This is a genomic window from Mesorhizobium yinganensis, assembly GCF_040081985.1.
Taxonomy (GTDB): Bacteria; Pseudomonadota; Alphaproteobacteria; order Rhizobiales; family Rhizobiaceae; genus Kumtagia; species Kumtagia yinganensis.
Map to the genome: position 1 here is coordinate 1 of NZ_JBEBMH010000034.1, position 20,905 is coordinate 20,905.

Sequence of the window (20,905 nt, forward strand, 5' to 3'; positions counted from 1 at the left end):
CACATCATGCCTTCGAAGTAGAGCCGGTTGTCTTGTGCCGGCCGACACCCGCGTCCGCGCTCAGGCGGCAGCAAAGGCCCGATCAGCGCCCATTCCTCGTCCGTCAGTCCAACGCGTTCGCCCAAGGCTCCCTCCAAAAAGAAGCCTTGAATCAAAACCGGATTCCTCAGTCAACGTTTGTCCACGAGCGCTAGCATGACCATTCGGGACACTAACGCGGACTATATTGAAGTCGAGCGGCGCGCATTCATGGAGACCAGCAACCCGATGCATGTATGGGCTGCATTTCGCTTCGCACGGGTGGTTAGAGCCGAAATACCTGATTGGGTAATTGCCTACCTTGATCTCGCGTCGAAGCGGCTGTTGGCGTTGGCTGTTGAAGAAGAACAGAAACATGCGCAGGCGAAGCAGGTAGGAAAAAGACACGTTACGGATGTGAAGCGCGTAGCTCCGGCATTCTTTATCAAGGCTTCGCACCTCGCTGGATATCACGACAATTGGGTGACGTATGGGATGAACGTCCGACATCTCAAAAAGCAGAAACATCAAGAGACATATGCGATCGACCACGTTGCCGATCACTTCGGAGTCAGCGCCTCCACGGTTCGACGCGCCTGGAAGCAGTACGAAAAGCTCTATCCAGGAGACGCCATTTTTCCCGAGGACGCGGTTCTTTCAAAAACTCGGCCAGATTCTGAAACCTAATCCTTTTGCCCTGCCCGTTTTTTTCTGAATATTGGGAAGCCGTTCAACCGGAACGGCATAGTTAACCGTGTCGCCGTTCCAAGACAGAGGAACGGCAATGTCCGAAATCCCTACCCTTATTTCCATGAATGACGCCTGCGCGCTGACTTCGCTCAGCCGCACGGCGATTAACAAATGGCGCGCCGCAGGCCAGTTTCCGCAGGCGGTTCCGCTGGGCGAAAAGCGCGTCGCATTTGTCCGCGCGGAGGTTCAAAAGTGGATTAGCGACCGCATCCGCGCCCGCCAGCCGGAGGCCGCGTGATGCAGAGCGACCTTCAGCCCGATGAATCCGTCGCTGCCGCCGGACGCTGGCTTGCTAGTGATCCTGCCCGCGCCGGCGCGATCCTCCCCGAAATCAAGACCCGCTTCGGCTTGACCACGCCCGAGGCAATCGAGGCGATCCGGCTGGCCAACGCCATCCGCCGCGAAACGGGAGGCGCCCATCATGCTTCCTGAAACCGGAAAACCCGTCGCGGTCCAGGCGACGGGCTTCCAGAATATCGACATGCTTGGCAGCGAGTTCGATGTTCCGGAAGATACCCTTCAAACCCAGATTTTTCAAGCGTTTCGCGTCCAGAAGCACCAGCCCGGCATCTCTCTGCCGGCGGCGCGCGTCGTGGCCGAGCACGCTTTCGGGAGGGCGGCATGACGACCGAGAACGCTACTCCCACGAAGATCACGAGACAGGCGAAATGGCAGGCAGCCAATCCCAAAGCTCGCTGGGCGCACATGGCGCTTGCGTCGGCCCTCCGGCGCGGCCTGATAGAAAAAGGCACCTGCGAAGTCTGCGGCGCCGCCGAGGTGGACGGGCACCACGACGACTATGACAGGCCGATGGCTGTCCGCTGGTTTTGCCGAGGCCATCACAAAGCTGAGCATCGCCGGCTCCGGCAGAACGGCGGCTCCGGATGATTTTACAGCAAGCCGTAAAACAGGTCCGGAGCCGGGGCTACATCACGGACTATAACCCCCAGGCCAAGACCCAGCGCCTTCTGGACGATGTCCAGAAGGTTCTCGCCGAGTACCGCGAATATTGGCCGCTGTCGTGCCGGCAGATTTTCTACAGGCTGGTCTCGACGGTCGCCTCCTACCCCAAGACGGAGGTCTTCTACGGGAAGCTCTGCCACCATCTCGCCAATGCCCGACGGGCGAGCGTCATCCCCTTCCATGCGATCCGCGACGATGGGGTGATGACATACGGCCTCGATCACTATGATGACGAAGACGACTTCCGGCGCCGGGTCCGGGAGATGGGCGACAACTACAAGCGCAACAAGCTCGCCGGCCAGGACTTCCACATGGAGGTGTGGTGCGAGGCGGCCGGCATGTTGCCGCAGATCAGCGACGTGGCCGAGCCGTTCTCCGTGCAGGCGTTCTCGTCCAGCGGCTTCGACAGCCTCACGGCGAAGAAGCGGTTGGCTGACCGGATATGCGCCAAGGGCAAGCCGGCCATCATCCTGCATCTCGGCGACTTCGATCCGAGCGGCGTGTCGATCTTCGACAGCGTGGCCGAGGACGTGACGGCGTTCGTCGAGGCCGATCGGCCATGGGCCACTGTCTATGTCCGATTTGAGCGGGTCGCACTGACCGCCGGGCAGGTGCGAGAGTACAATCTGCCGACGGCGCCGCCGAAGGCCACCGACACGCGCAGCAAGGGCTGGAGCGGCGATACCTGCCAGTTGGAGGCGCTGCCGCCGAACGTCATCGCCGAGATTCTGCGCGAGCATATCGAGGGCCACTTCGACGCCGCCATCTTCAACCGTGAACTCTACATCGAGCAGAAAGAGCGCCGCAGCATCGCCTTGGCTCTCCCGGCTCCGGGGGGTGGCTGATGGCGGACAACGGCCGCGCCAGAAAGGGTAAGCGCACACAAATCGCCGGGCAGTTCGGCTGGCGTCTCATCGAGATGTACGAGTCGCCAGCGTATCGTGTCCTGTCGAAGTCCGGGCATCTTGTCCTGGCTCGGCTCGAAATCGAGATCGCTCATCACGGCGGCAACGACAACGGCAAACTGCCGACGACGTTCGATCAGTTCAACGAATACGGCATCCATCGGAATTCCATCGCTCCGGCGATCCGCGAGGTCGTCGCATTGGGCTTTGTCGAGGTGACGGAACGCGGCCGCGCTGGCAACGCCGAATGGCGCCGGCCGTCAGTCTATCGCGTCACGTATCGGCCGACAAAATTGACCGACGCGACGGACGACTGGCGCAAAATCAAGACTATAGAGGAGGCCGAGGCAATCGCTGCGGAGGCCCGGAAGGAAACAAAACTCCAGTATCGAAAAGCGTACCAAGGATTGGTACGGAAACCGAACCGCTCAGAGCCGTTTCATAGTACGGAAACCGATACTACAGGCCATAGTACGGAAACCGATACTACCTCTATATCTCGGGGCGATAGCGTCGAAGTGCAGGCCGGCGCGCAGCCAACCCAAACGGCACGCGCGTCCGGCCTGCCGCACAACGGGCACGCGCTCGTTGGCCTTCAGCCGATCGGTGAGATTTCCGACGCCCTGAAGCGATCCACCATCCTGAAAAAGGCGGCAGATGAAAATCGGCGGCTTGCCCGAAAGATCGGGGGCGCCGGATGAAAGAGCAACCACGGAAGCCGGGCGAAAGTCTCACCGACTATCGGCGGCGGCTCGCACGCAACAAAAAGAGCCGGGACAAATACAGGCGCGACACGCGCGGCGAGCGAATGGTGCAGTTTCCCGTCACCGACGAGCAAATCATTTTCATGATCGAAACGAAGCAATGCACCAAGGAACAGATTCGAACGAAGGCCGGACTTTCCGAAGTCGTAAGGCGAACGTTTTCTAACCGGTTAGATAGGTAGATCGGCAACCTGATGTTAGATTTAGCGAAGAAAGGTAGGACTATGCTTGCAAGGCTGAAGCGAAAGGAAACAGAGCCGGTGGCCGAACTGTCGCCGATCGACGCGGTAGTCATGCCGCGCAAGCCGGATAGAATCCGGGCACTCGACGCCGCCGCGCAGGCCGCGCACGCCGACTTGGAAAGCGTCCGCGCTCGCCATCGCGAGGCGTCTCGGCAGTTATCCGGGCAGATGGCCGGGCAGGCGCCGACGATTACCAGAACCGAAGTTGACGAGATCGGGCGCGAGATCGCCGTTTTCGAAGCCAAGCACGCCGAGGCCGTCGCCGCCGCGCTCGACGCCAAGGTGGCGTTTCAGGCCGAAGTCGACGCCGCGCTTGACGAGCCGTTGAAATGGCTGGCCGGCGAACTTTCCCGCATCCTCGACCAATTAGACGACCTCGCCGGCAAAGGGGCGTGTTTGCATTCGAACTGCGTGATTGTCGGTGTCGAGGCACCGAACACGATGGCGGGCCTTTCCCGGCATTTCATTGAGCGATGCGTCATTCCTGGCCGGCAAATTCTCGGCATGGTGAAGGATCGCCCGGCGCGGAGAGGGATTTTGCCGAAGTGAGCGAGATCGAGCAACGCCTAGAGGCATTGGAACGCATCGTCGGGGACTTCCTGCCCGAACCCCTGCGACGGCGCGAAAACGTCCTAGAACAGCCGGCATGGATTAGGGCGATGGTCCGCAATCGCCGGGAGCCGCCGGAAGGCATCGCCGAGGTTCGCATCATCGGCGAGGTGGACTGGACTATGGCGACATCCGTGCTGGACGGGCTGGACGCCGTGCGAAACGCGAAAGAGCTTCGCGTGGTGATCGACACGCGCGGCGGCGACTACCATGCCGCCATGCGCGTTTATCGTGGCATACGGTGGCATCAAGCCGAAACCAAAACCGCGCTGATCGGAAGCAAATGCCAATCGGCTGGCGTGGTGGTGGCGCTCGCTTGCGACAGGCGGGTTATGCGGGCCGATAGCAGTTTTTTCATGCACCTTGTTTCGGACATTCCCGGCGAGGCCGACCGCTGGACGGTTCGCCGGCATATGCAGGCAAGCCGCGCACTTCAGGCGCTCGACTCGGAGATGCTGAATATGTTCGCCGATCGCACTGGCGCGGCGCTCGACGTGATCCTGGCCGAAGCGTTGAAGGAACAGCCATCGGAACCCGATTGGTTGATGCGGCACGGATTTGTGCACGAGGTGGTCGCATGACTTCCAGAGCCTTTTCGCTGATAGAGATTAAATCCTTCGATGAAGAGGAACGCATCCTAACCGGCATCGCCACCACGCCGTCGCCTGACCGCGTGCTCGACGTGGTGGAACCTTTGGGCGGCAAGTTTGTGTTGCCGCTGCCGTTGCTGTTGGACCATGACCGGCTTGCACAAGTGGGGCATGTGTTCGAGGCGCGGGCGACACGGGAAGGCATCGCCTTCAAGGCGCGCATTGCCAAAATCGAGGAACCGGGGCCGCTAAAGGACTTGGTGGACATGGCGTGGCAGGCCGTGAAGCACAAGCTTCGGGCCGCAGTCAGCATCGGCTTTCGGGCGCTTCCCGGCGGTGCCGAGCGGCTGGACAGTGGCGGAACCCGGTTCAAGCTTTGGGAGTGGCTAGAGCTATCGCTTTGCACGATCCCGGCGCACGCCGAGGCGCTGATTCTCACAAGCAAGTCGATCGACGCCACGACAATGGCGGCGCTCAAATCCATAGACACCAAATGGAAGCCGCCGGCTGAAACCGAACCGGCGCGCAAGCCGCATACGGTGGTGAGGCTTGACGGCACAAGGCCGGAGCCGGCGAAGCCTGTGACGCCGACGTCCGAACCGACAACGGAATGGGGCTGGAAGGTGGCGCAGATCGACGCCGAGATTGCCCGCATCAAGACGCTGCACCACGAAGCGCAAAGACAGTTCGAAATCGAGAACACCAAGGCGGCACCGCATTTCAGCATCTCGGCGACTGACGATTGGTATCACAAGGCGGAAAAATACGAGCAGCGGCTTCGCGAACTGCGCTCGGTTCGGGACAAATTGGAAACGGAGGGCGACCTAGGGAACATCGAATGGGGCGAGCCGGAGGAGTGGCGACGGCGAAAGGTTCGGGCAGCACCCGCGCCGGTGCAAAATCCAGCACCTGCCGCCGCTGCTTCTGACGATAGGAAATGGCACGACATTGACGACAATCTGAAGGAGCCGCCTGACCCCTACGGATTGCGGACAAACTTGGCTGAAAACCAAGAGAAGATAGACGCGGCATTCGAACAGTTTGGCGACTTTTACATCAACCATCAGCGCAAGTTCTGGAAGGACGCCGGGGCCAATCCCGACATGCTGGTGGCTCTCGAAACGTTTGCAATCGCCATAGGAACGCTTGACGGCGTTGTGCAGTGGTATGCGCATCGTCACGTTGAAGCCGAGCAGCGCATTGCCGCGCTAGAACAACAGTTCGCCGCCGCCGCCGGGCCGTTGAAGCAACTCGCCGACCGCATCGAAGCCGGCGAAGGCCGTTTCATGGCTTGGAAGGGCGTTTGGCATCCTGACCTTTCCTACAAGGCCGGGCATTGCGTGACCTGGGCCGGCTCGGCGTGGCACGCCGACCGCGCGAGCAAAGGCACGAAACCCGACACCATCGGCGAGGAAAAGGCGTGGTCGTTGGTCGTCAAACGCGGACGCGACGGAAGGGACGCCAAATGATGCTTCACGATCCTATGACGATTGCCGGCGCCGACAGCAGCGACCAGCTATTCGCAACCATGAAGTTGTGGACGTTGCGCTTTATTGAGGGCCTAAAACGCCTGCCGTCCGAGCGAGAAGCCCTGATCCTTTGGGCCAGTGTGCAGCGTGCCGGCGGTGTGCCAGAAGCCTGCATAGAACCGCAGGAACATCGGCATCTGACTATCCAGCAAATGGGCGCTATCGACATCCGCTTGTCCGACGATGGCCGAACCGTCATCTTCGATCGGCACATGCACCCAGACGTGAATAGCACGTACCGCGCAACGCTGCCGATGCCGACCACGATCACGTCAACCGGGCTGCTGCGCATAGACGAGTTCGCGTCGGTCCTGCCGCATCTCTCTTGGCGACCGGTGGTGAACACATGACCATCATCAAGGCAGACCAGGGGGGCGGGGGTTCCGAAGTCGGATCGATTGCGGTCCTAGACCCGCGTGCCCCCTGCATTTCCATTCAGACCTCCCCGGTTAGTCCCGCACGCGCGAGGAGGACCGCCTGATGGGAGGGCGAGGACGCAAGAGTGCCGCCGAACTGGCCCTCGTCGGTGGGACCACTGTGCAGAAACCATTGACCATCCGCCGGCCAGGGGCGGCCGAAATTCCTTCCGCACCCTCGCACCTGGCGCCTGCGACGAGGAAGTGGTTCGACAGCATCGTTTCGGACTTCGATCTGGAAAGCTGGCACCTGCGTGTGCTTATCGCTGCGGCCGAAGCGTGGGATCGGAAGGAGGAAGCGCGAAAGGCGATCGCTGAGTTTGGATTGACGTTCAAGGATGACAAAGGCGGCGTCAAAGCTCGGCCGGAAGTTTCGATAGAGCGCGATGCGAGAATTGCCTTCATGCGCGCCGTCCGGGAATTGGACCTGGATACCGAACCACCCGCTGAAGGCCGTCGCCCACCCGCACTCCGAAGCAATAGGGGCTGACGATGCCGATCAAACGCCGCCGCTCGAAACGCAGAGCCGAAGGACTCCCAGAGGAAGTCGAGGCGCACCTTCTCGGCGACCCCGAGCATCGCTACCTGTTCTTCTACGACGATCACGAAATCCGCTTCATGTGGGACGATTTCCGCGATGTGCTGCTCGGCGACTGGATAGCCGAACATCCGGGCACACGGCCCTGGGCGTGGTGGAAATACGACACCTTGGAAAACCGGCTCAGGATCGGTGGGAAAGGAACGGCAACGCACGATGCGCTCGCCGCCGTGGCGGCGAGGTTCGAGATGGGCCTTCCGGCGTGCGGCTACGTCGACCGGTTCCTGCACGACTATTACAACGGCGTTGCGGTCGACATTCGCGGCAACTGGATCGTCAACGGCTACAAGCCCGGCGATTTCGTTGCGGAAGTCTACGACCCCGCCGACCCGCCGACATTTGAGAGCGAGGTCGAATACCTGGCTCGGCTCGGTCTTCTGTTTGATGGCGAGGCCGCACGATGCCAGTGAAACGACGTACCGCCAAGCGGCGCCAGCAGATTAACGCGGATGCCGTCGCTGCATTCGTCGCCGGTGACGAGGCCGCCCTTCGTGACGCCATGTCCCTGTCGCCATGGGAATTTCCCACATTGCCACCGCTCAACGAGGCCTCGCCCTGGCCGGAAGGCTCTGGTGGCGCGGCTTGGTGGCCGGAGGGGCAGGAATTGCATCTGGCGCTGATGGAGGCCGCTCAATGAGCATCGAAGCTGCCACCCGCATCAGCGAAATTGTCGCCGAGGTTTTGACCCGAGGCCGTGCGTCCGACCTGGACGAGGAAATGGTTGGCTGCGGGCTTTTGGGCGGCGTGCTCGACATCGCGAAAAGGTCGGGCCGTCCCGAGCACTGGGCGGAGATTTTCCGGCGGTACGCCGCACTGCTGGCCGCAGAAGAAGGAACCGCATGATGGCAACGGAAGACACTAGCCTCATTCTGAGCATTTCCGCCGACCTTGCGCAGCTTCAGCGCGCGCTTAAGCGGATGGAAACGGATACGAACCGCTCAACGCGCGCTGTTGAGAAGCAGTTTGCAGAGATGGGCAAGAATGCCGAGCGCGCGGTGCGTGCGTCCACCGGGCGCATCCAGTCAATGCTGGCTGGTCTGAAGGACGCCGGCACCGGCCTCGCGTCTGGCCTTGCGGCTGGTCTCACTGTGCAAGCGTTCACACGATTTGCCGACAGTGGCACCCGCGTCACGAATGCATTGCGCGTCGCTGGGCTGGAGGGCAAGAACCTCAGCGACACGTATGAGCGGCTAGGCAAGATTGCACTCGCCAACGGCGCGTCTTTCGAGTCGGTGGCGAACCTCTACGCCAAGGTTTCGCAGAACGCCAAGACGCTCGGCATCAACAGCAGACAGGCGGAAGAGTTCACGCGGCGTATCGCGGTAGGGCTTCGGGCGTCGGGAACTGACGCACAGGCTGCCAGCGCCGGCATACTGCAGTTGAACCAGGCTCTTGCCTCGGGCGTGCTGCGCGGCGACGAATTCAACAGCGTTGCGGAAAACCTGCCTGTCGTGGCGAAGGCCATAGCGGACGGTCTCGGCGTCACGGTCGGCAGACTGCGGGAGATGGCCTCGGAAGGCGAGCTTGACGCCAAGACGGTGTTCGATGCCTTCATCAAGGGTTCTGAAGGTCTGGATGCACAGGCTGCAAAGACAAGCGCAACCTTCTCGCAGGCTTTCGAGAATATCACCACCGCGCTCACCATAGCGATCGGCGAGTTCAACAGCGCCACAGGGGCATCCAAGGGATTTTCCGAAGCAATCACGACTGTTGTCGCGCCTGCAATCGTCTCCTTGGGTGAGGTGGTGGCCTACAACAATCAGAAAATTCAGGAGTTCAGCGACTGGCTCGGCCGCGTCACCGGCCTGCGCGCGGTAGGCGACGAGATCAGGGAATTGGCCGGCGAACTCGGCAACTCTACCAACCCTCTCATTCAGGCCATGCAGGCGGCAGAGGATCAGTCACGGCAGTTGCGGGCGGCACTGTCTGCTGATCTCAGCGCTATTTCGTCCGACTACGACAAGGCGATGGCATCACTACAAGCCACGGGTCAGGGTGAGGTAGCTTCAGGCATAGCGAGCGAGTTCGAGCGGCTGGCCCAGAAAGTCCGTGAAGGAACTTTCACCGTTGAGGATTTCGATACCGTAATAACCAAACTTGCCGACACCGGGAACGTCGCGGCGGACAAACTCGCCGGTCGGCTTGAACTGATACAGGCGAAGTTCGCCGAGGCCAGCGCTGCCGCTCAGAAGTCATTTGAAGAAGCCGGCAGGGCTCTGGTCGAGGCTTTCGGAACGAACGCAATCAGCGTCATAAACACGCTCATAGACAAGATCGGCAATGCCTTGCCTGCATCGGTCAGCCGATTCGGAGCCTCGCTGAGGGAAGCTGCCAGACTTGCCGCGATGCCAGAGGGCGACAGGCCCACAGTGCCGTTGCCAGCCGAGGTCTCAGTCACGCCAGAACGGCGCGTCGATCCGTACTTTGATGGTCAGTCCTCATCGAGGTCAGACAATAGGCTAGCCACGGAAGCCAAGCGCGCCGCCGATAAACTGAACGACGCGATTGCTCGCCAGACGGCAACGGCTGTCGACGCGGTGACGCAGTACATAGGCCAGAACGAGAATGCCAATCGAGGATCGATCAACGCTTTCCTGAAGGCCGGCGGGGTCGATTTAGACGCGGCTACCTCGGCATGGTGCGCTGGCTTCGTCAATTCCGCGCTGGCGCAGGTCGGCATCAAGGGGACGGGTAGCAACGTCGCCACGGATTTCCTGAACTTCGGTAAGGCCGTCAATCTCTCAGACCTTCAGCGCGGCGACATTCTCGTCGATCCCAACGGGCGCGGCGCGGGTCAGACAGGCGGCCACGTAGGGTTTGCCACCGGGCAAATCAGGGCGACGGCGGAAGGTATTGCACAGGTCGAAATCCTGTCGGGAAATGCTTCGGATCAGGTATCGAAGGACTGGATCGACGCATCTCAGGTGGTCGCTCGCAGGGCGACAGATGCATTCCAGTTGCCCGCGAATGCACTGGATAACCTGACGGCAAAGTCAGCCGAAGCGAAGGCGGCAACCGACGCTCAAACTGCCGCGCTAAAGGCGCAGGATCAAGCCTACGAAAACCTTGGGCAGATTGCGTCGACGGCGCTCAATGGCATTGCTACGGCTCTGGCTGACGGCAAGATCGAGGGCGAGGAAGTCCTTCAGATCATCACCCAGATCATCACTCAGCTTCTCAGTATGCCGCGTGTTCCTGGTGCTGGCGGCGGTGGTGGATTGTTCGGTGGTCTACTTGGTGGCGGGGGCAGTGGGGGTGCAGGCGGATTGCTAGGTGGCCTGATCATCCCCGGCATCTTGCACAAGGGCGGGACTGCTGGTGTTGACGGCTACAATCATAATCGGTTCGCCATGCCGGCAGATTTTGCAGGTGCCCGCCGCTACCATGGCGGCGGCATTGCCGGCAAACGGCCGGGCGAAATTCCTGCATTCCTGAACCCCGGCGAACTGGTGATCCCGAAAGGCGGCTTTGGCCGTGGCCGCGAGGCCGGGGCGCAACCCGTCAGCATCAACGTGAACGTCTCAGGTGCGAACGGCGACGATCATGTCGTGAAGCTTGTCAAGCAAGGCGTCCAGCAAGGCATCAAGCAGTACGACAAGGACATCAACAGAAGCTTCGGCGCCCGAATGGCGAACGCGCAGGCTCGGCAACTGTAGGAGGCATCATGCCGCAGGTTTTGGGATTAGTCGGGCTTTTAGGTTCGCTGGTTACGACCGCCGTGTCGGGGCTTGGCGCACCCGCCGGGCCGCTGACGGTGGAAACATCGAATATGACCCGGCATCGGTGGCCGTATCCCGCAACGACGCGGCGGACCCTGTTCGATGCCGTGTTCGGCGGCACGGCGGGATTTGAGAATATGGCGGCTATGCGCGCAATTCTGGAAGCTGCCGCCGATCGGCCACAGGCGGAACTAGACGCCGCCGCAGCCGCCGCGCTCGCCGCCGGGAACCCTATTCCGGCATATGACCGGGAATGGCCGATTACCGGGCGCTGCATTGCCCGCGTGATCGGCGAGGACGTTGCCAAGGTGATCGTTGACCCCGACGCGCCTATTCGTGCCGGCGACGTTGTGTTCTACGCGGTGCGCGGCACGCCCGCGTTGATGGGCAAGGTTTTCGCGGGACGGAAGGGCAACACCGTGTCGGTTTGGGCTTCCGAGCCGGATTTGCTGATCCACTACGACGCCGGCCACATTCTGCACATGGAACGGGTGATCGCCATCGAGGACGGCGCCGGCAAGTGGTGGCCGCTTTCGCCGGTTTCCTTTCCGGCGCTGAAAAACTTCGACGCTTTCGAGCCGCCGAGACTGCGAAATCTTCAATTCGCGCTCGGCATGGTGCTTGCCGACATTGTCGAGACCGCGCGGACGCTGCCCGGCGAGCCGGCGCACAGGCCGTTATTCCGGGCTGCCTGAACGGCGGCGCGCCGTTACGCTCGGAACCTTCATGAGCGTTGCTTGTTTCGCTGACAGGTCGCGAGGCCCTCCGCAATGGTAATTTCGCGACCCGTGGTTCACCCCACGAATGAGCCCGTCGCGTTTAGCCTTAGACGCGGCGGGCTTTTTTTGCCTCGTTCAACATAGGTTAATTCGTCGACACGAGAATGGGTGTTCGATGATCATGTTGCCGGCTTTTGCCAAGGGCGCCGGCACTTGGAAGCGACCACAGGTGCTTTCGCCCCGAATGGAGGCGAGGCCATGTGCTCCATCTCTAATTCCAAGACTCAATCTCATGGTGTTGAATTGGTCGAGGGCTACGGCCATTGGCTGGTTCGGGTTGTCGAGGAAGGCCGCGAAACCCGTGTCGCTGACTTCGAAGTCGAAGATTATGCGATTTCCTTTGCAGAGGGCCAGCGGATGCGGCTGGGGCTGAAAGATTTTAAACGCTGTTAGCGGCGTCGAAGCCAAACTGACTTAAATTGCAAATCTGCCTCAAAAATGTAGGCGCCTGTCTCGTCGCGGACCTTCACCCAGAAATCGCGCTCCGGCCCGTTCGGCAACTCGTCGTGGGCCATCTCCGGAAGCGCCCTGACCGCATGGTCAGCCACCAAGTTGTCGTCATCGAGTTCGATGCCAATCTGGTCATGCATGACGTCCTCTCCGTCACAGACATCGAAATAGTAGCGAGGCATTCTAAGTATCTCCAACTTCAAACTAGAGCTTCATTTGCGGGGAATGTCGCGTGCCAAGCTGGTTCGAATGGCGCCGAGAAGATGGAGCGATCTGAGCATCGTTGCCGGCGAGTCTCCCCACTCAGCGGCGACCTCGACCTTTACTTCGGTGGCGGTCTCCACGATCTCGACCGCATCGGCGACACTTATGACCTTGCGAGCAATCAGACCGTGAACAAGGCTTTCAACAAGCAGCATCGCAGCCTGCCCGTGTGCATCAGGCCCGCGAAGTTCCATGTCCGCCTTAGGCGCGTTGTTATCATTGAAGATTTCGGTGGTCATGCCCGTTCTCCGGTTGGGCGAGAGCGATTTGTCTCTCAGCCGCCGGAGCCGGGATGGGGCCGACGATCACTCTATCCTACAGCAAATTAACCCTCTAACCATCACCTATATCAACATTCGATATTAACTTTGGACAATATTAATATCGATGGTTACGTGGGACTATCGGTCCATGACGAACCGCTTTGTCGAGAAATTGCTGAACTTTGGACCATTGAGCGACGAGGAGCGGTGGGTGCTCTTGGCTGCCACCTCTGATGCGCGGAAGGTTATTGCCCGCAAGGATTTGATACGCGAAGGCGATCGCCCCGGTCCTGTTTTTGTCATTCTGGACGGGTGGGCTTGCCGCTACAAAATCTTGCCAAACGGCAGTCGCCAGGTACTGGCATATCTCATGCCGGGGGACTGCTGCGACCTCCATGTCGGTTTGCTGGCTGAGATGGACCACAGCATACAAACCGTCACGGCAGCCTTGGTTGCGACGATCGACCGTCTGGAAATGGATGCAATCATGGATCGCCACAAGGGCATTGCAAAGGCAATGTACATCGCCCAGTTGGTCGACGAGGGCACCATGCGGGCGTGGATCACAAGCATGGGGCGCCGCAGCAGTATCGAGCGGGTGGCGCATTTGATGTGCGAGCTTTATTTGAGAGCGCGAAACATCGGCCTCAATGTTGATCCGCACGTGGCGTTCCCATTGTCACAACTGATGTTGGCAGACTCGCTTGGCATGACGCCCGTGCATCTCAATCGGGTGCTGAAAGAGTTGAGACGCGAGGGGGCTATGGACATGCAAAGAGGACGCCTGCTCATTACCGACCCCGGTAAGCTTATTCACATTGCAGGGTTCGATGCGAACTACCTACATCGGCGACTGCGCAGCGCCGCCTGATCTTTCGGCTTCTAATTGCTGGACGAACCCGTATCCGCCGGCGGTGCGGTTATCCCGCCTGGATTGTCGGCTGCGTTTCCATCGATCGTCTCGCCCCAAATCGCCACACCGCCCCAAACAACGCCTGCGAGCAAAAGCGATACAATCAGCACAAAAAGCACCTGAAGCCCCTCCGGCCCTGGCGCGCCTTGTCCGTGGTAATTGCATTTTCCATGAATGCTGATCCGATGCCGAGCGAGGGAAGTATCTCGTCAATGTCCTGATCGGCACATGGTTCCGGTTTGCCTCACGCACCAGCACCGCCGGGGGCTTTGAACCGTTTCGACAACTGATCGTTACGGCGATCTGCGGAGGAATTCATGAGCAAACGAGGACGAAAATTCCTGAATGACTGGCTCTCCGAGCATATCCCAATCGATGCCGAACCCGATAGCGTTCTCGCCAGCGAACTCGCCGATCGTTTACTTGTCGACGCGGAGGCCGCAGGCATTACGGAGGACGATATCGACGAGGAAGTTGACAGCGTTTTCCAAGCAGCCCTACGCTCGCTCAAGAAGCACAAGCGCAAAAAAAGAAAGGGAGGATGACGAGCGACGTGGTTGAGGGAAGAATGCTCCGCTGCATGGCGTGCAACACTGCTTTTGCTGGCCATCCCTGGGCACTGCATTGCTCCGAGGCTTGCCAGGCAATCACCCGCAAAAAGGCTGCGAAGCGCCGGAACCACCGTCGGGCGGCGCGACAGAGGGCCGAGCGGTCGGAGATAAACTGCGCCGTGTGCGGCGATCTCGTAGCGGCGCAAAGGCTCACCCGGCGCTATTGCTCCTCGCTATGTCGACAGAAGGCTTTTCAGGCTCGGCGGAGGGCGCCAGACCCTGGAAAGCAATCCCCGGCTGCGCTCTAACTCCTCCCCCGTGTTTCGATGGTTTTGAACTCGTCGAAGAACGTGTCTGCGATGAGCCGCAATTCCGCCGCCTCCCGTTGAAGCGCGGTACGTTCGTCCTTCGATAGCTCGTATGGAGGCCGATTGATGCGAGCACGGAGTTTCTCCATGCGACGCGTCCAAGCCTCAAGCTGGATCTTTGAGGGTATGCGCCGTTCGCTCATACGAAATTCTACAGCAAGCGCGGCGCCAATACGACAGAAATCGGAGCCCATAACGGACTCTTGACGACCCGCGCGAATGAGCGGACAGTAAGCGCACCGGTCGAGAGCTCGTAACTCCCGACCGGCACTTGTCACACGAAGCCCTGGCGGGACCTCGAATGACCACACCCTTAATAATCACGATTCGGCTTTCCCGCCATGGTTTCGGCAACCATGGAGGACGAAATATGCGTACCAATCTTTCCCGCCGCTCTTTGATCGCGGGCGGCGCAGCGGCTCTTCCGCTCGCCATCGCGCCGGCCGCGGCGAGCGTCATACCTGTCGAGGAAACCAATCCGCTTGACCGCGTCATCCGCATAGCGCGGGAACTGTCGCAAGCGCTCGCCGACTGGAACGGCGCGCTCTTTGGCGGCGGGCCGTGGGTAGCGCGCGTCTATCCGGCGGGAAGCCGCTCCCATCCCATTTCGCTGGAGGACAGCAGCGCCATGGGCTCGCCGATCATGACGCTGTTCGAGGAATGGGACGCGATTTATCGGCTCGGCTTTGAACAGTCCGGCAGCTTTTCGGACGAAGAGTGTGATGCCCATTGCGAACGCAGACGCGCCTTGGAAGAGCAGATGGAAGCGATCCCGAGCAGGAGCGCAGCCGACCTGGCCGCGAAGATTATCGCGATCACGGGATACGGGAGCTTCGAGTTCGCCCCCGACGTGCCCGCCAATATCGAGACGTGGAAAGAACTGGAACGGCTCGTCGGGCGGACACAGCCGGAACTGCGGGGCGTGTCATGACGGCCGACTATGTGCCGGTGGTGGAGCCGTTTGTTGTCCAAGACATCTTGGCGACTGACTTGGTGCGAGTCGAGGAACTGAAAGGGGGCCTGATGCGCTTCGTCTTCGCCGTCGACCAGTGGAACGGCGACATCATGGAAAAGACCGTCGTCTCCAAGGTCGTCATGAGCACCGACGCCGCGCGGGAGGCGGCAAAGAGCACCCTGCACATCACCGGCAAGCTCCTGATGCGCAATTGCAAGGAGTGCATCGCGCGAAGCTGCCACTAACCTCCCGACGTCGGGACGTTTCAGCCCGGCTGCGGAGACGTGGCCGGGCTTTAGCCTAAAGTCGTTGGTACCGGAATTGTGCGCGACGGCTCCAAATGCACGCTAGGCTTGGCGGCAGAATTCCGACGGGAGCAAGTATTCAAGGCCTGCCGTGATTTCGCCCGGCGTTACGGCACCCGCCGAATAAACTCCCATGACCATTTCGGATACTTGTTCTCGTTCGAACTCAGAGTCGAACCCCCGTTTTTGACAGAAGCTCTCAAACACTTGAGATAGAACTGCTAATTGTTCCGGGTTTGCTGAACGATTGGACCGCATTGCTTTCCTCCTTCCGACACGGCGAAAGCATGATCGTCTCTCCCAAGCGCCATGTGCCTGAAGTGCAGGCGCCATCTGAATTCTACAGCGGTCCTAGCGCCAGTCCTTATCATAGGTGAAGGTTTGGCCAATTTAATCGTTCGCGACAGCAGGCAACGACTCACCCCCTCGCGCATTGATTCGCCCGTGTCGAGTGTGAGTGCTGTGTCATGGTTGCAGGCGGTTGGTGGGATGGAACGGTCAAGGTGATGCTCGGCCGGAACGGTTCGACCCTCCACCACGTCACCAACAATTACCAGGCCGCCGACATCCTTCTCCACAAGTGGCCAACGAAGGGCGGCGCCAAGCAGCGAGCCGCACGCGAGGCTGTCGTGAAGGCTATGGAGCGGGCGCACGACCGGATGGCGCTGGCCAAGGCTCAGAAGGCGTTCGCCGAGGCGGCGAAAGAGGCGGACATCCTGGTTGATTGAGGAAGCACAATAATGCCATCGACGGAGAATCAACGCCACCGACCTTTGGTCCTCGCCGTCGCTTTCATGCTTGTCTTTGCCATCGTGGCCGTCGCCGGGCTCTGGGCCTTATTTGGAACGGTATGGGAATAAAAAATCCAGGTTATGGCAAACGATATGGCTTAGGCCAAAATCGTTCCTTAAGTCGCTGATATCATTGAAGGGCTGGCGGAGAGGGGGGGATTCGAACCCCCGATACCCTTGCGAGTATGCCGCATTTCGAGTGCGGTGCATTCAACCACTCTGCCACCTCTCCAAGCCCTTGAGAACGTTCACAAAATCGGAAAGGCGACTGTGGTTGAAATCGCCGGTTGCTACCGAATTGCTACCGAACGTCCTTGGACGCGCGCTTCTCTAGCGCGACCTGTAGGGCGTCGTCAACGCGCGATGCCGCATCTTCCTGCATTCCGGGCAGCACATGGCTGTACAGATCGAGGGTGACACCTACGCGGGAGTGACCCAACCGCTCGGATGCCACCTTGGGATGGACACCGTTGACCAGCATGTGGGTGGCATGGGCATGCCGCAGGTCGTGGAAGCGAACGCGCGGCAGTTCCATCTTGCCGACCACCTTCATCCAGTATTGCGTGAGGCTCCTCGGCTGGAGCGACTCCCCATCCTCTCGGGCATAGACGAAGTTCGCTTCCGTCTGCCGGATGCCGAGCTTCAGCAGATCCTCCGCCTGGCGCAGGCGGTGAACCCGCAACTCCTCCAGGACAGTCGGAGACAGCGCCACAGCGCGCCCCTTGCCCGACTTCGGCGGCTTGTACCGCACGCCCTCCTTAGTCTGCTCGGCGCTCTCGACGATTGACAGGCTTCCCTTGTCGAAGTCGACGTTACGCCAGCGCAGCGCGACGATCTCGCCGCGCCGAAGTCCGCACAGGACGCCGAGCACGATCGGGATAAGCATTCGGGTTCCGCGAACGCTCTCGACCAATTCGGCCGTCTGGGGCATGTCGTAGGTGTTCATGGTGCCGCGCTCGACTTTGGGCGGGCTCACGGCGTCGGCGGGATTGCGATTGAGCAGTTCCCACTTCACCGCTTGCGCCAGCGCGTGCTTGATCAGCCTATGCATGTAGACGACCGTGGTCGGCGCCAGACCGCCATTCCCTTTTCGCCTGCCGGATGCCAGTGCCGTCGCATAAGCGTCGGATATCTTCGCCGGCTTCAGCTTTGTGAGGATGATCTGCCCGAGTAGGGGCACGATGTTCTTGCGCACGATCTCCGAATAGCGCTCGTGGGTGCGCGGCGAGATTTGCGATTTCATGTGGGTGAGCCAACGCTCCAGATACTCCCCGAAGGTGAGTTTGCTCGGCTCGACGTAGGTTCCGCCGCGTATCTCGGCGATGAGCCTGGCGCATTCCTCCTCGGCCTTGCGCCGGGACTTCGTTTCGAAGGTGTGCCACTTGCGCTTGCGCTTCCCGTCCTCGTCATAGACGTCGAGGACAATCGCCCACTTGCCGGGGCTACGCTCAAAGACGTGGCCTTTCATTCGTGCTCTCCGTCGACAGTCCCGTGTTCTGTGGCTTGCTCCTCTTGAGCTATTCGCTCGCGCTCCAAAATCTTCGCTGTAAACTTTAGCATTCGATCAAGGTGTTCTCGCAGCCAAATTGCCTTGTCACTCTTGGGATCGCCCGCCTTCGCATTGATCCTATCAAGGCCCTCATTGTAAGCATCGATGATTTTTACAACTTCCTTCGTTTCCTCCGCGACTAGCCTGTCGGCCAATTTATGCCGACCGGGCCGCGCATAGTATGCAATTTGATTGAACATACCTACAAGTTCTACATGCAAGATGAATGCCCTATCGAACATATCATGAGTAACATCCGCATGATATTGGATCACATCTTCCGCACTCGGCTTTCCAGGCTCACCGATAGCTAGGTTGTGAAGCGCTTTAACGCTCTCTGTGTGTTCAACTGCCGCAGCACCATGCAGATTTACAGAATTATCGACGATAGTCTCGAATTCTCTGTCTACAGTCAGAGCAATCTTGCACAACCTTCTCACCGCGTCGGCCCTGGTCGCGATCCGGTTGTCATGCCGCCACTCATCGATCTGATCGAGTTCCACGTCGGAGAACATGATGGGGATGCGGTTCTCGCGGGGCTTAACCATCTTCGTCCCTTTTAGTCCCTACTTTTCCCCAGAGTATAAGAAATCGGCACAAAAGGCACAAGAGGCACTTGTCCGGCACATGACATAAACCTATAAGAAAAATCGGCACAAGTAGCGCCGGAAAGGTTCGATGACCCTCGACGAAGCTCTCACCCACGCAACCTTGCCAGTCCAAACGGCTGGCCATGTGTTTTTCGGATTGGCGCGTAATGCGTCCTACGAGGCCGCCAAGCGCGGCGACTTCGAAATCATCAAGATCGGCGGAAAGATCGTGGTGCCAGTGGCGCCAATCGCGGCCCGGCTCGGGCTATCGATGAAAATCGGTCAGCACTCATGAGCATCAAGGAGCAGTTCGTGGCGAGAAGCACGAAAGGCGCGCCTGAAAAGCTGACAACGCAGCCGAAGGTCGCGTCCACGCCGATCAACCTCAACATTTCCGACATTCGCACTGACGGCGGCACGCAGTCCCGATGGCAGTGCGATGCTGACGTTGTAGGGGATTACGCGGAAGCGATAGCCGGGGGCGCGACTTTCCCGCCTGTCACTGTATTTCACGACGGCTCTGCATACTGGCTGGCAGACGGCTTCCATCGGGTCGAGGCGCACGCACAGGCGGGGAAAAAGAAAGTCGCCTCAGACGTTCGCCAGGGTACGCGGCGCGACGCCGTCCTTTACAGCGTCGGCGCAAACGACACCCATGGGCTCCGACGATCCAATTCAGACAAGCGTTGCGCTATTGGCTGTCTTCTCGACGATCCTGAATGGTCGCAATGGTCTGACCGGGAAATAGCCCGACAATGCAGGGTTGGGCACCATCTAGTGGCCAAGGTGCGCGCCGAAACCGCACCCCTCTATCTGGGTGATCACCCAGATAGCCGCACCGTAAGTCGCGGCGGCAGCACCTACACCATGGACACGGCGGCGATCGGCAAGAGCGTGCCGCCGGCCGCGTCGGAAGCTCCTGCTCCGCCGTCGCCGCCATCGCTCGCCGAACAGGTCCGCGCCGATCTCCCGCAGTCGATCAAGGATCTCGAACAGGCCAAAGCCGAATGGCGCGCGAAATCCGACGCGGCGAAGCCGGCCCTTTACAACGGGCTGACTGCCAACCAACGCATCGCGGAACTGGAGCAAGCCGTCCGCGTCCTGGAGGACGACAACGAAGCCCTGAAGGCGGACAACGCGAGATTTTCCGACATGCGCGTCCAGTTCGAACAAGGCGGCTTCGACAAGGTCGTCGCCGGTAAGGACGAAGTCATTCGCGGACTGGAAACGCGGCTCTACCGGGAAAGCGAAGACAAGGCCGGCTATATGAGGCTCGCCAAGCATTGGGAAAATCAGGCGAAGAAACTCGGCTGGTCCAACGAGGCGGTGATCCCGCTCGACGACAAGGTCGCCTGATCAGTGTCGAGCGCGGCGGAGATCATAGCCCGCGTGCGGGAGTTGGGCGCGAACATCGTGCTCGAAAGGCGCGCGCTGCGACTCGTCAACAAGGCGAAGCTGCCGGCTGAGGCTCTGACCTTCATTGCCAAGCATCGGGCCGAGATCGGCGAATTCCTGCGCGACCAGGAAGACGAATTTGAAGAGCGCGCCGCGATCATCGAATTTGACGGAAAAATGCCGCGCGAGTGGGCGGAACAGTTCGCCGACATTCTCGTCCGGCGCCGACCGCCCGGTATCAGTGATCTGGACTGGTCATGGTTCATAACCCGATGCGGCCAAATTCTTGACGAAGCTCCGAATAGGAGCGCCGCTTGATCCGGGAAATCGAGCTGCGCGACTATCAGAAAGACGCGGTCGAGCGTCTTCGGGATGGAATCCGGCAGGGCCTTCGGCGGCAAATCCTTGTCGCGCCGACCGCGTTCGGAAAGACCGAATGCGCCGCGCACATAATCCAGCAAAGTCGCCTCAAAGGGTCGACCGCATGGTTCATCGTCGACCGCATCAACCTCGTCGACCAGACCAGCGAGCGCTTCGGCAGCTACGGCATCGATCACGGCGTCATTCAGGCTGATCACTGGCTGACCGCACCGGACAAGCCCGTCCAGGTGGCGAGTGCGCAGACTATC

Annotated in this window: 31 protein-coding genes, 1 tRNA gene and 1 pseudogene; 28 read left to right on the forward strand and 5 right to left on the reverse strand. The window is 60.1% G+C overall.

The window, feature by feature from the left end; translation table 11 throughout:
- Positions 1 to 195 precede the first annotated feature (195 nt).
- From ABMA59_RS31835 to ABMA59_RS31925, 19 genes are all read left to right on the forward strand, one after another.
- Entirely contained in the window at positions 196 to 705 is a 510-nt protein-coding gene (locus tag ABMA59_RS31835) for a hypothetical protein (protein WP_349009397.1), read from the forward strand.
- Between the two features lie 97 nt (positions 706 to 802).
- Positions 803 to 1,006: a helix-turn-helix transcriptional regulator gene (locus tag ABMA59_RS31840; RefSeq protein ID WP_349009398.1), complete on the forward strand. Its 204-nt coding sequence runs from the start codon at positions 803 to 805 to the stop codon at positions 1,004 to 1,006.
- Entirely contained in the window at positions 1,006 to 1,200 is a 195-nt protein-coding gene (locus ABMA59_RS31845) for a hypothetical protein (protein ID WP_349009399.1), read from the forward strand. Before ABMA59_RS31840 ends, ABMA59_RS31845 begins: the two co-directional genes overlap by 1 nt.
- Positions 1,190 to 1,393 (forward strand): hypothetical protein, encoded by a 204-nt coding sequence (locus ABMA59_RS31850; RefSeq protein WP_349009400.1) that lies wholly within the window; start codon positions 1,190 to 1,192, stop codon positions 1,391 to 1,393. Before ABMA59_RS31845 ends, ABMA59_RS31850 begins: the two co-directional genes overlap by 11 nt.
- A complete protein-coding gene (locus tag ABMA59_RS31855) occupies positions 1,390 to 1,656 on the forward strand; it encodes a hypothetical protein (RefSeq protein ID WP_349009401.1) in 267 nt (88 codons plus the stop codon). The genes ABMA59_RS31850 and ABMA59_RS31855 overlap by 4 nt, the downstream gene beginning before the upstream one ends.
- On the forward strand, positions 1,653 to 2,576 hold the full coding sequence (locus ABMA59_RS31860; RefSeq protein ID WP_349009402.1) for a hypothetical protein: 924 nt from the start codon (positions 1,653 to 1,655) through the stop codon (positions 2,574 to 2,576). The genes ABMA59_RS31855 and ABMA59_RS31860 overlap by 4 nt, the downstream gene beginning before the upstream one ends.
- Positions 2,576 to 3,337 carry a hypothetical protein gene (locus ABMA59_RS31865; protein WP_349009403.1) on the forward strand — a complete coding sequence of 254 codons (762 nt, stop codon included), beginning with the start codon at positions 2,576 to 2,578 and terminating at the stop codon, positions 3,335 to 3,337. Before ABMA59_RS31860 ends, ABMA59_RS31865 begins: the two co-directional genes overlap by 1 nt.
- Positions 3,334 to 3,582, forward strand: coding sequence for a hypothetical protein (locus ABMA59_RS31870; RefSeq protein ID WP_349009404.1), 249 nt, complete (start codon positions 3,334 to 3,336; stop codon positions 3,580 to 3,582). The genes ABMA59_RS31865 and ABMA59_RS31870 overlap by 4 nt, the downstream gene beginning before the upstream one ends.
- 78 nt (positions 3,583 to 3,660) lie before the next feature.
- Positions 3,661 to 4,191 (forward strand): hypothetical protein, encoded by a 531-nt coding sequence (locus tag ABMA59_RS31875; RefSeq protein ID WP_349009405.1) that lies wholly within the window; start codon positions 3,661 to 3,663, stop codon positions 4,189 to 4,191.
- A 110-nt stretch (positions 4,192 to 4,301) separates the two neighbouring features.
- Complete coding sequence (locus ABMA59_RS31880; protein ID WP_349009474.1) at positions 4,302 to 4,832, forward strand: ATP-dependent Clp protease proteolytic subunit; 531 nt, start codon at positions 4,302 to 4,304, stop codon at positions 4,830 to 4,832.
- The gene (locus ABMA59_RS31885; protein ID WP_349009406.1) at positions 4,829 to 6,310 is read left to right on the forward strand and encodes an HK97 family phage prohead protease; all 1,482 of its coding nucleotides are present in this window, start codon (positions 4,829 to 4,831) and stop codon (positions 6,308 to 6,310) included. The genes ABMA59_RS31880 and ABMA59_RS31885 overlap by 4 nt, the downstream gene beginning before the upstream one ends.
- Positions 6,307 to 6,720 (forward strand): hypothetical protein, encoded by a 414-nt coding sequence (locus tag ABMA59_RS31890; RefSeq protein ID WP_349009407.1) that lies wholly within the window; start codon positions 6,307 to 6,309, stop codon positions 6,718 to 6,720. Before ABMA59_RS31885 ends, ABMA59_RS31890 begins: the two co-directional genes overlap by 4 nt.
- A 199-nt stretch (positions 6,721 to 6,919) precedes the next feature.
- On the forward strand, positions 6,920 to 7,276 hold the full coding sequence (locus ABMA59_RS31895; RefSeq protein ID WP_349009408.1) for a P27 family phage terminase small subunit: 357 nt from the start codon (positions 6,920 to 6,922) through the stop codon (positions 7,274 to 7,276).
- Between the two features lie 2 nt (positions 7,277 to 7,278).
- Positions 7,279 to 7,794, forward strand: a complete 516-nt coding sequence (locus ABMA59_RS31900) for a hypothetical protein (RefSeq protein ID WP_349009409.1) — start codon at positions 7,279 to 7,281, stop codon at positions 7,792 to 7,794.
- The gene (locus tag ABMA59_RS31905) at positions 7,785 to 8,021 is read left to right on the forward strand and encodes a hypothetical protein (RefSeq protein ID WP_349009410.1); all 237 of its coding nucleotides are present in this window, start codon (positions 7,785 to 7,787) and stop codon (positions 8,019 to 8,021) included. The genes ABMA59_RS31900 and ABMA59_RS31905 overlap by 10 nt, the downstream gene beginning before the upstream one ends.
- Complete coding sequence (locus ABMA59_RS31910; RefSeq protein ID WP_349009411.1) at positions 8,018 to 8,227, forward strand: hypothetical protein; 210 nt, start codon at positions 8,018 to 8,020, stop codon at positions 8,225 to 8,227. The genes ABMA59_RS31905 and ABMA59_RS31910 overlap by 4 nt, the downstream gene beginning before the upstream one ends.
- Positions 8,227 to 11,040: a tape measure protein gene (locus ABMA59_RS31915; RefSeq protein WP_349009412.1), complete on the forward strand. Its 2,814-nt coding sequence runs from the start codon at positions 8,227 to 8,229 to the stop codon at positions 11,038 to 11,040. The genes ABMA59_RS31910 and ABMA59_RS31915 overlap by 1 nt, the downstream gene beginning before the upstream one ends.
- A gap of 8 nt (positions 11,041 to 11,048) precedes the next feature.
- The gene (locus tag ABMA59_RS31920) at positions 11,049 to 11,798 is read left to right on the forward strand and encodes a hypothetical protein (RefSeq protein WP_349009413.1); all 750 of its coding nucleotides are present in this window, start codon (positions 11,049 to 11,051) and stop codon (positions 11,796 to 11,798) included.
- Positions 11,799 to 12,035: 237 nt separating this feature from the next.
- The gene (locus tag ABMA59_RS31925; RefSeq protein ID WP_349009414.1) at positions 12,036 to 12,275 is read left to right on the forward strand and encodes a hypothetical protein; all 240 of its coding nucleotides are present in this window, start codon (positions 12,036 to 12,038) and stop codon (positions 12,273 to 12,275) included.
- Here ABMA59_RS31925 and ABMA59_RS31930 read toward each other — a convergent pair.
- Together ABMA59_RS31930 and ABMA59_RS31935 are read right to left on the reverse strand one after the other, a co-directional pair.
- A complete protein-coding gene (locus tag ABMA59_RS31930; protein ID WP_349009415.1) occupies positions 12,272 to 12,514 on the reverse strand; it encodes a DUF6894 family protein in 243 nt (80 codons plus the stop codon). The genes ABMA59_RS31925 and ABMA59_RS31930 overlap by 4 nt on opposite strands.
- 30 nt (positions 12,515 to 12,544) lie before the next feature.
- Positions 12,545 to 12,835 carry a hypothetical protein gene (locus ABMA59_RS31935; RefSeq protein ID WP_349009416.1) on the reverse strand — a complete coding sequence of 97 codons (291 nt, stop codon included), beginning with the start codon at positions 12,833 to 12,835 and terminating at the stop codon, positions 12,545 to 12,547.
- Between the two features lie 172 nt (positions 12,836 to 13,007).
- Between ABMA59_RS31935 and ABMA59_RS31940 the strand changes: the two genes are divergently transcribed.
- The 5 genes from ABMA59_RS31940 to ABMA59_RS31960 all read left to right on the forward strand — a co-directional run bounded on the left by ABMA59_RS31940 (position 13,008) and on the right by ABMA59_RS31960 (position 16,679).
- The gene (locus ABMA59_RS31940; RefSeq protein WP_349009417.1) at positions 13,008 to 13,730 is read left to right on the forward strand and encodes a Crp/Fnr family transcriptional regulator; all 723 of its coding nucleotides are present in this window, start codon (positions 13,008 to 13,010) and stop codon (positions 13,728 to 13,730) included.
- A gap of 359 nt (positions 13,731 to 14,089) precedes the next feature.
- On the forward strand, positions 14,090 to 14,317 hold the full coding sequence (locus tag ABMA59_RS31945; protein WP_349009418.1) for a DUF768 domain-containing protein: 228 nt from the start codon (positions 14,090 to 14,092) through the stop codon (positions 14,315 to 14,317).
- Positions 14,318 to 15,061: 744 nt separating this feature from the next.
- Positions 15,062 to 15,622 carry a hypothetical protein gene (locus ABMA59_RS31950; protein ID WP_349009419.1) on the forward strand — a complete coding sequence of 187 codons (561 nt, stop codon included), beginning with the start codon at positions 15,062 to 15,064 and terminating at the stop codon, positions 15,620 to 15,622.
- The gene (locus ABMA59_RS31955; protein ID WP_349009420.1) at positions 15,619 to 15,891 is read left to right on the forward strand and encodes a hypothetical protein; all 273 of its coding nucleotides are present in this window, start codon (positions 15,619 to 15,621) and stop codon (positions 15,889 to 15,891) included. The genes ABMA59_RS31950 and ABMA59_RS31955 overlap by 4 nt, the downstream gene beginning before the upstream one ends.
- 527 nt (positions 15,892 to 16,418) lie before the next feature.
- The gene (locus tag ABMA59_RS31960; RefSeq protein WP_349009421.1) at positions 16,419 to 16,679 is read left to right on the forward strand and encodes a DUF982 domain-containing protein; all 261 of its coding nucleotides are present in this window, start codon (positions 16,419 to 16,421) and stop codon (positions 16,677 to 16,679) included.
- A 205-nt stretch (positions 16,680 to 16,884) separates the two neighbouring features.
- On the opposite strand, the gene ABMA59_RS31965 is transcribed toward ABMA59_RS31960, so the two are convergent.
- The 3 genes from ABMA59_RS31965 to ABMA59_RS31975 all read right to left on the reverse strand — a co-directional run bounded on the left by ABMA59_RS31965 (position 16,885) and on the right by ABMA59_RS31975 (position 18,839).
- Positions 16,885 to 16,974: transfer RNA gene (locus ABMA59_RS31965), tRNA-Ser, on the reverse strand.
- Between the two features lie 69 nt (positions 16,975 to 17,043).
- Positions 17,044 to 18,210 (reverse strand): tyrosine-type recombinase/integrase, encoded by a 1,167-nt coding sequence (locus ABMA59_RS31970; RefSeq protein ID WP_349009422.1) that lies wholly within the window; start codon positions 18,208 to 18,210, stop codon positions 17,044 to 17,046.
- Positions 18,207 to 18,839: a hypothetical protein gene (locus ABMA59_RS31975; protein WP_349009423.1), complete on the reverse strand. Its 633-nt coding sequence runs from the start codon at positions 18,837 to 18,839 to the stop codon at positions 18,207 to 18,209. Before ABMA59_RS31975 ends, ABMA59_RS31970 begins: the two co-directional genes overlap by 4 nt.
- Positions 18,840 to 18,969: 130 nt before the next feature.
- Between ABMA59_RS31975 and ABMA59_RS31980 the strand changes: the two genes are divergently transcribed.
- The 4 genes and pseudogenes from ABMA59_RS31980 to ABMA59_RS37385 form a co-directional block, all read left to right on the forward strand.
- A complete protein-coding gene (locus ABMA59_RS31980) occupies positions 18,970 to 19,176 on the forward strand; it encodes a DNA-binding protein (protein ID WP_349009424.1) in 207 nt (68 codons plus the stop codon).
- A 17-nt stretch (positions 19,177 to 19,193) separates the two neighbouring features.
- Complete coding sequence (locus tag ABMA59_RS31985) at positions 19,194 to 20,237, forward strand: ParB N-terminal domain-containing protein (protein ID WP_349009425.1); 1,044 nt, start codon at positions 19,194 to 19,196, stop codon at positions 20,235 to 20,237.
- Positions 20,238 to 20,240: 3 nt separating this feature from the next.
- Positions 20,241 to 20,594, forward strand: coding sequence for a hypothetical protein (locus ABMA59_RS31990; RefSeq protein WP_349009426.1), 354 nt, complete (start codon positions 20,241 to 20,243; stop codon positions 20,592 to 20,594).
- A pseudogene (locus tag ABMA59_RS37385) lies at positions 20,591 to 20,899 on the forward strand (DEAD/DEAH box helicase family protein); the annotation flags it as partial. The gene ABMA59_RS31990 and the pseudogene ABMA59_RS37385, both read left to right, overlap by 4 nt.
- Positions 20,900 to 20,905: the final 6 nt, after the last annotated feature.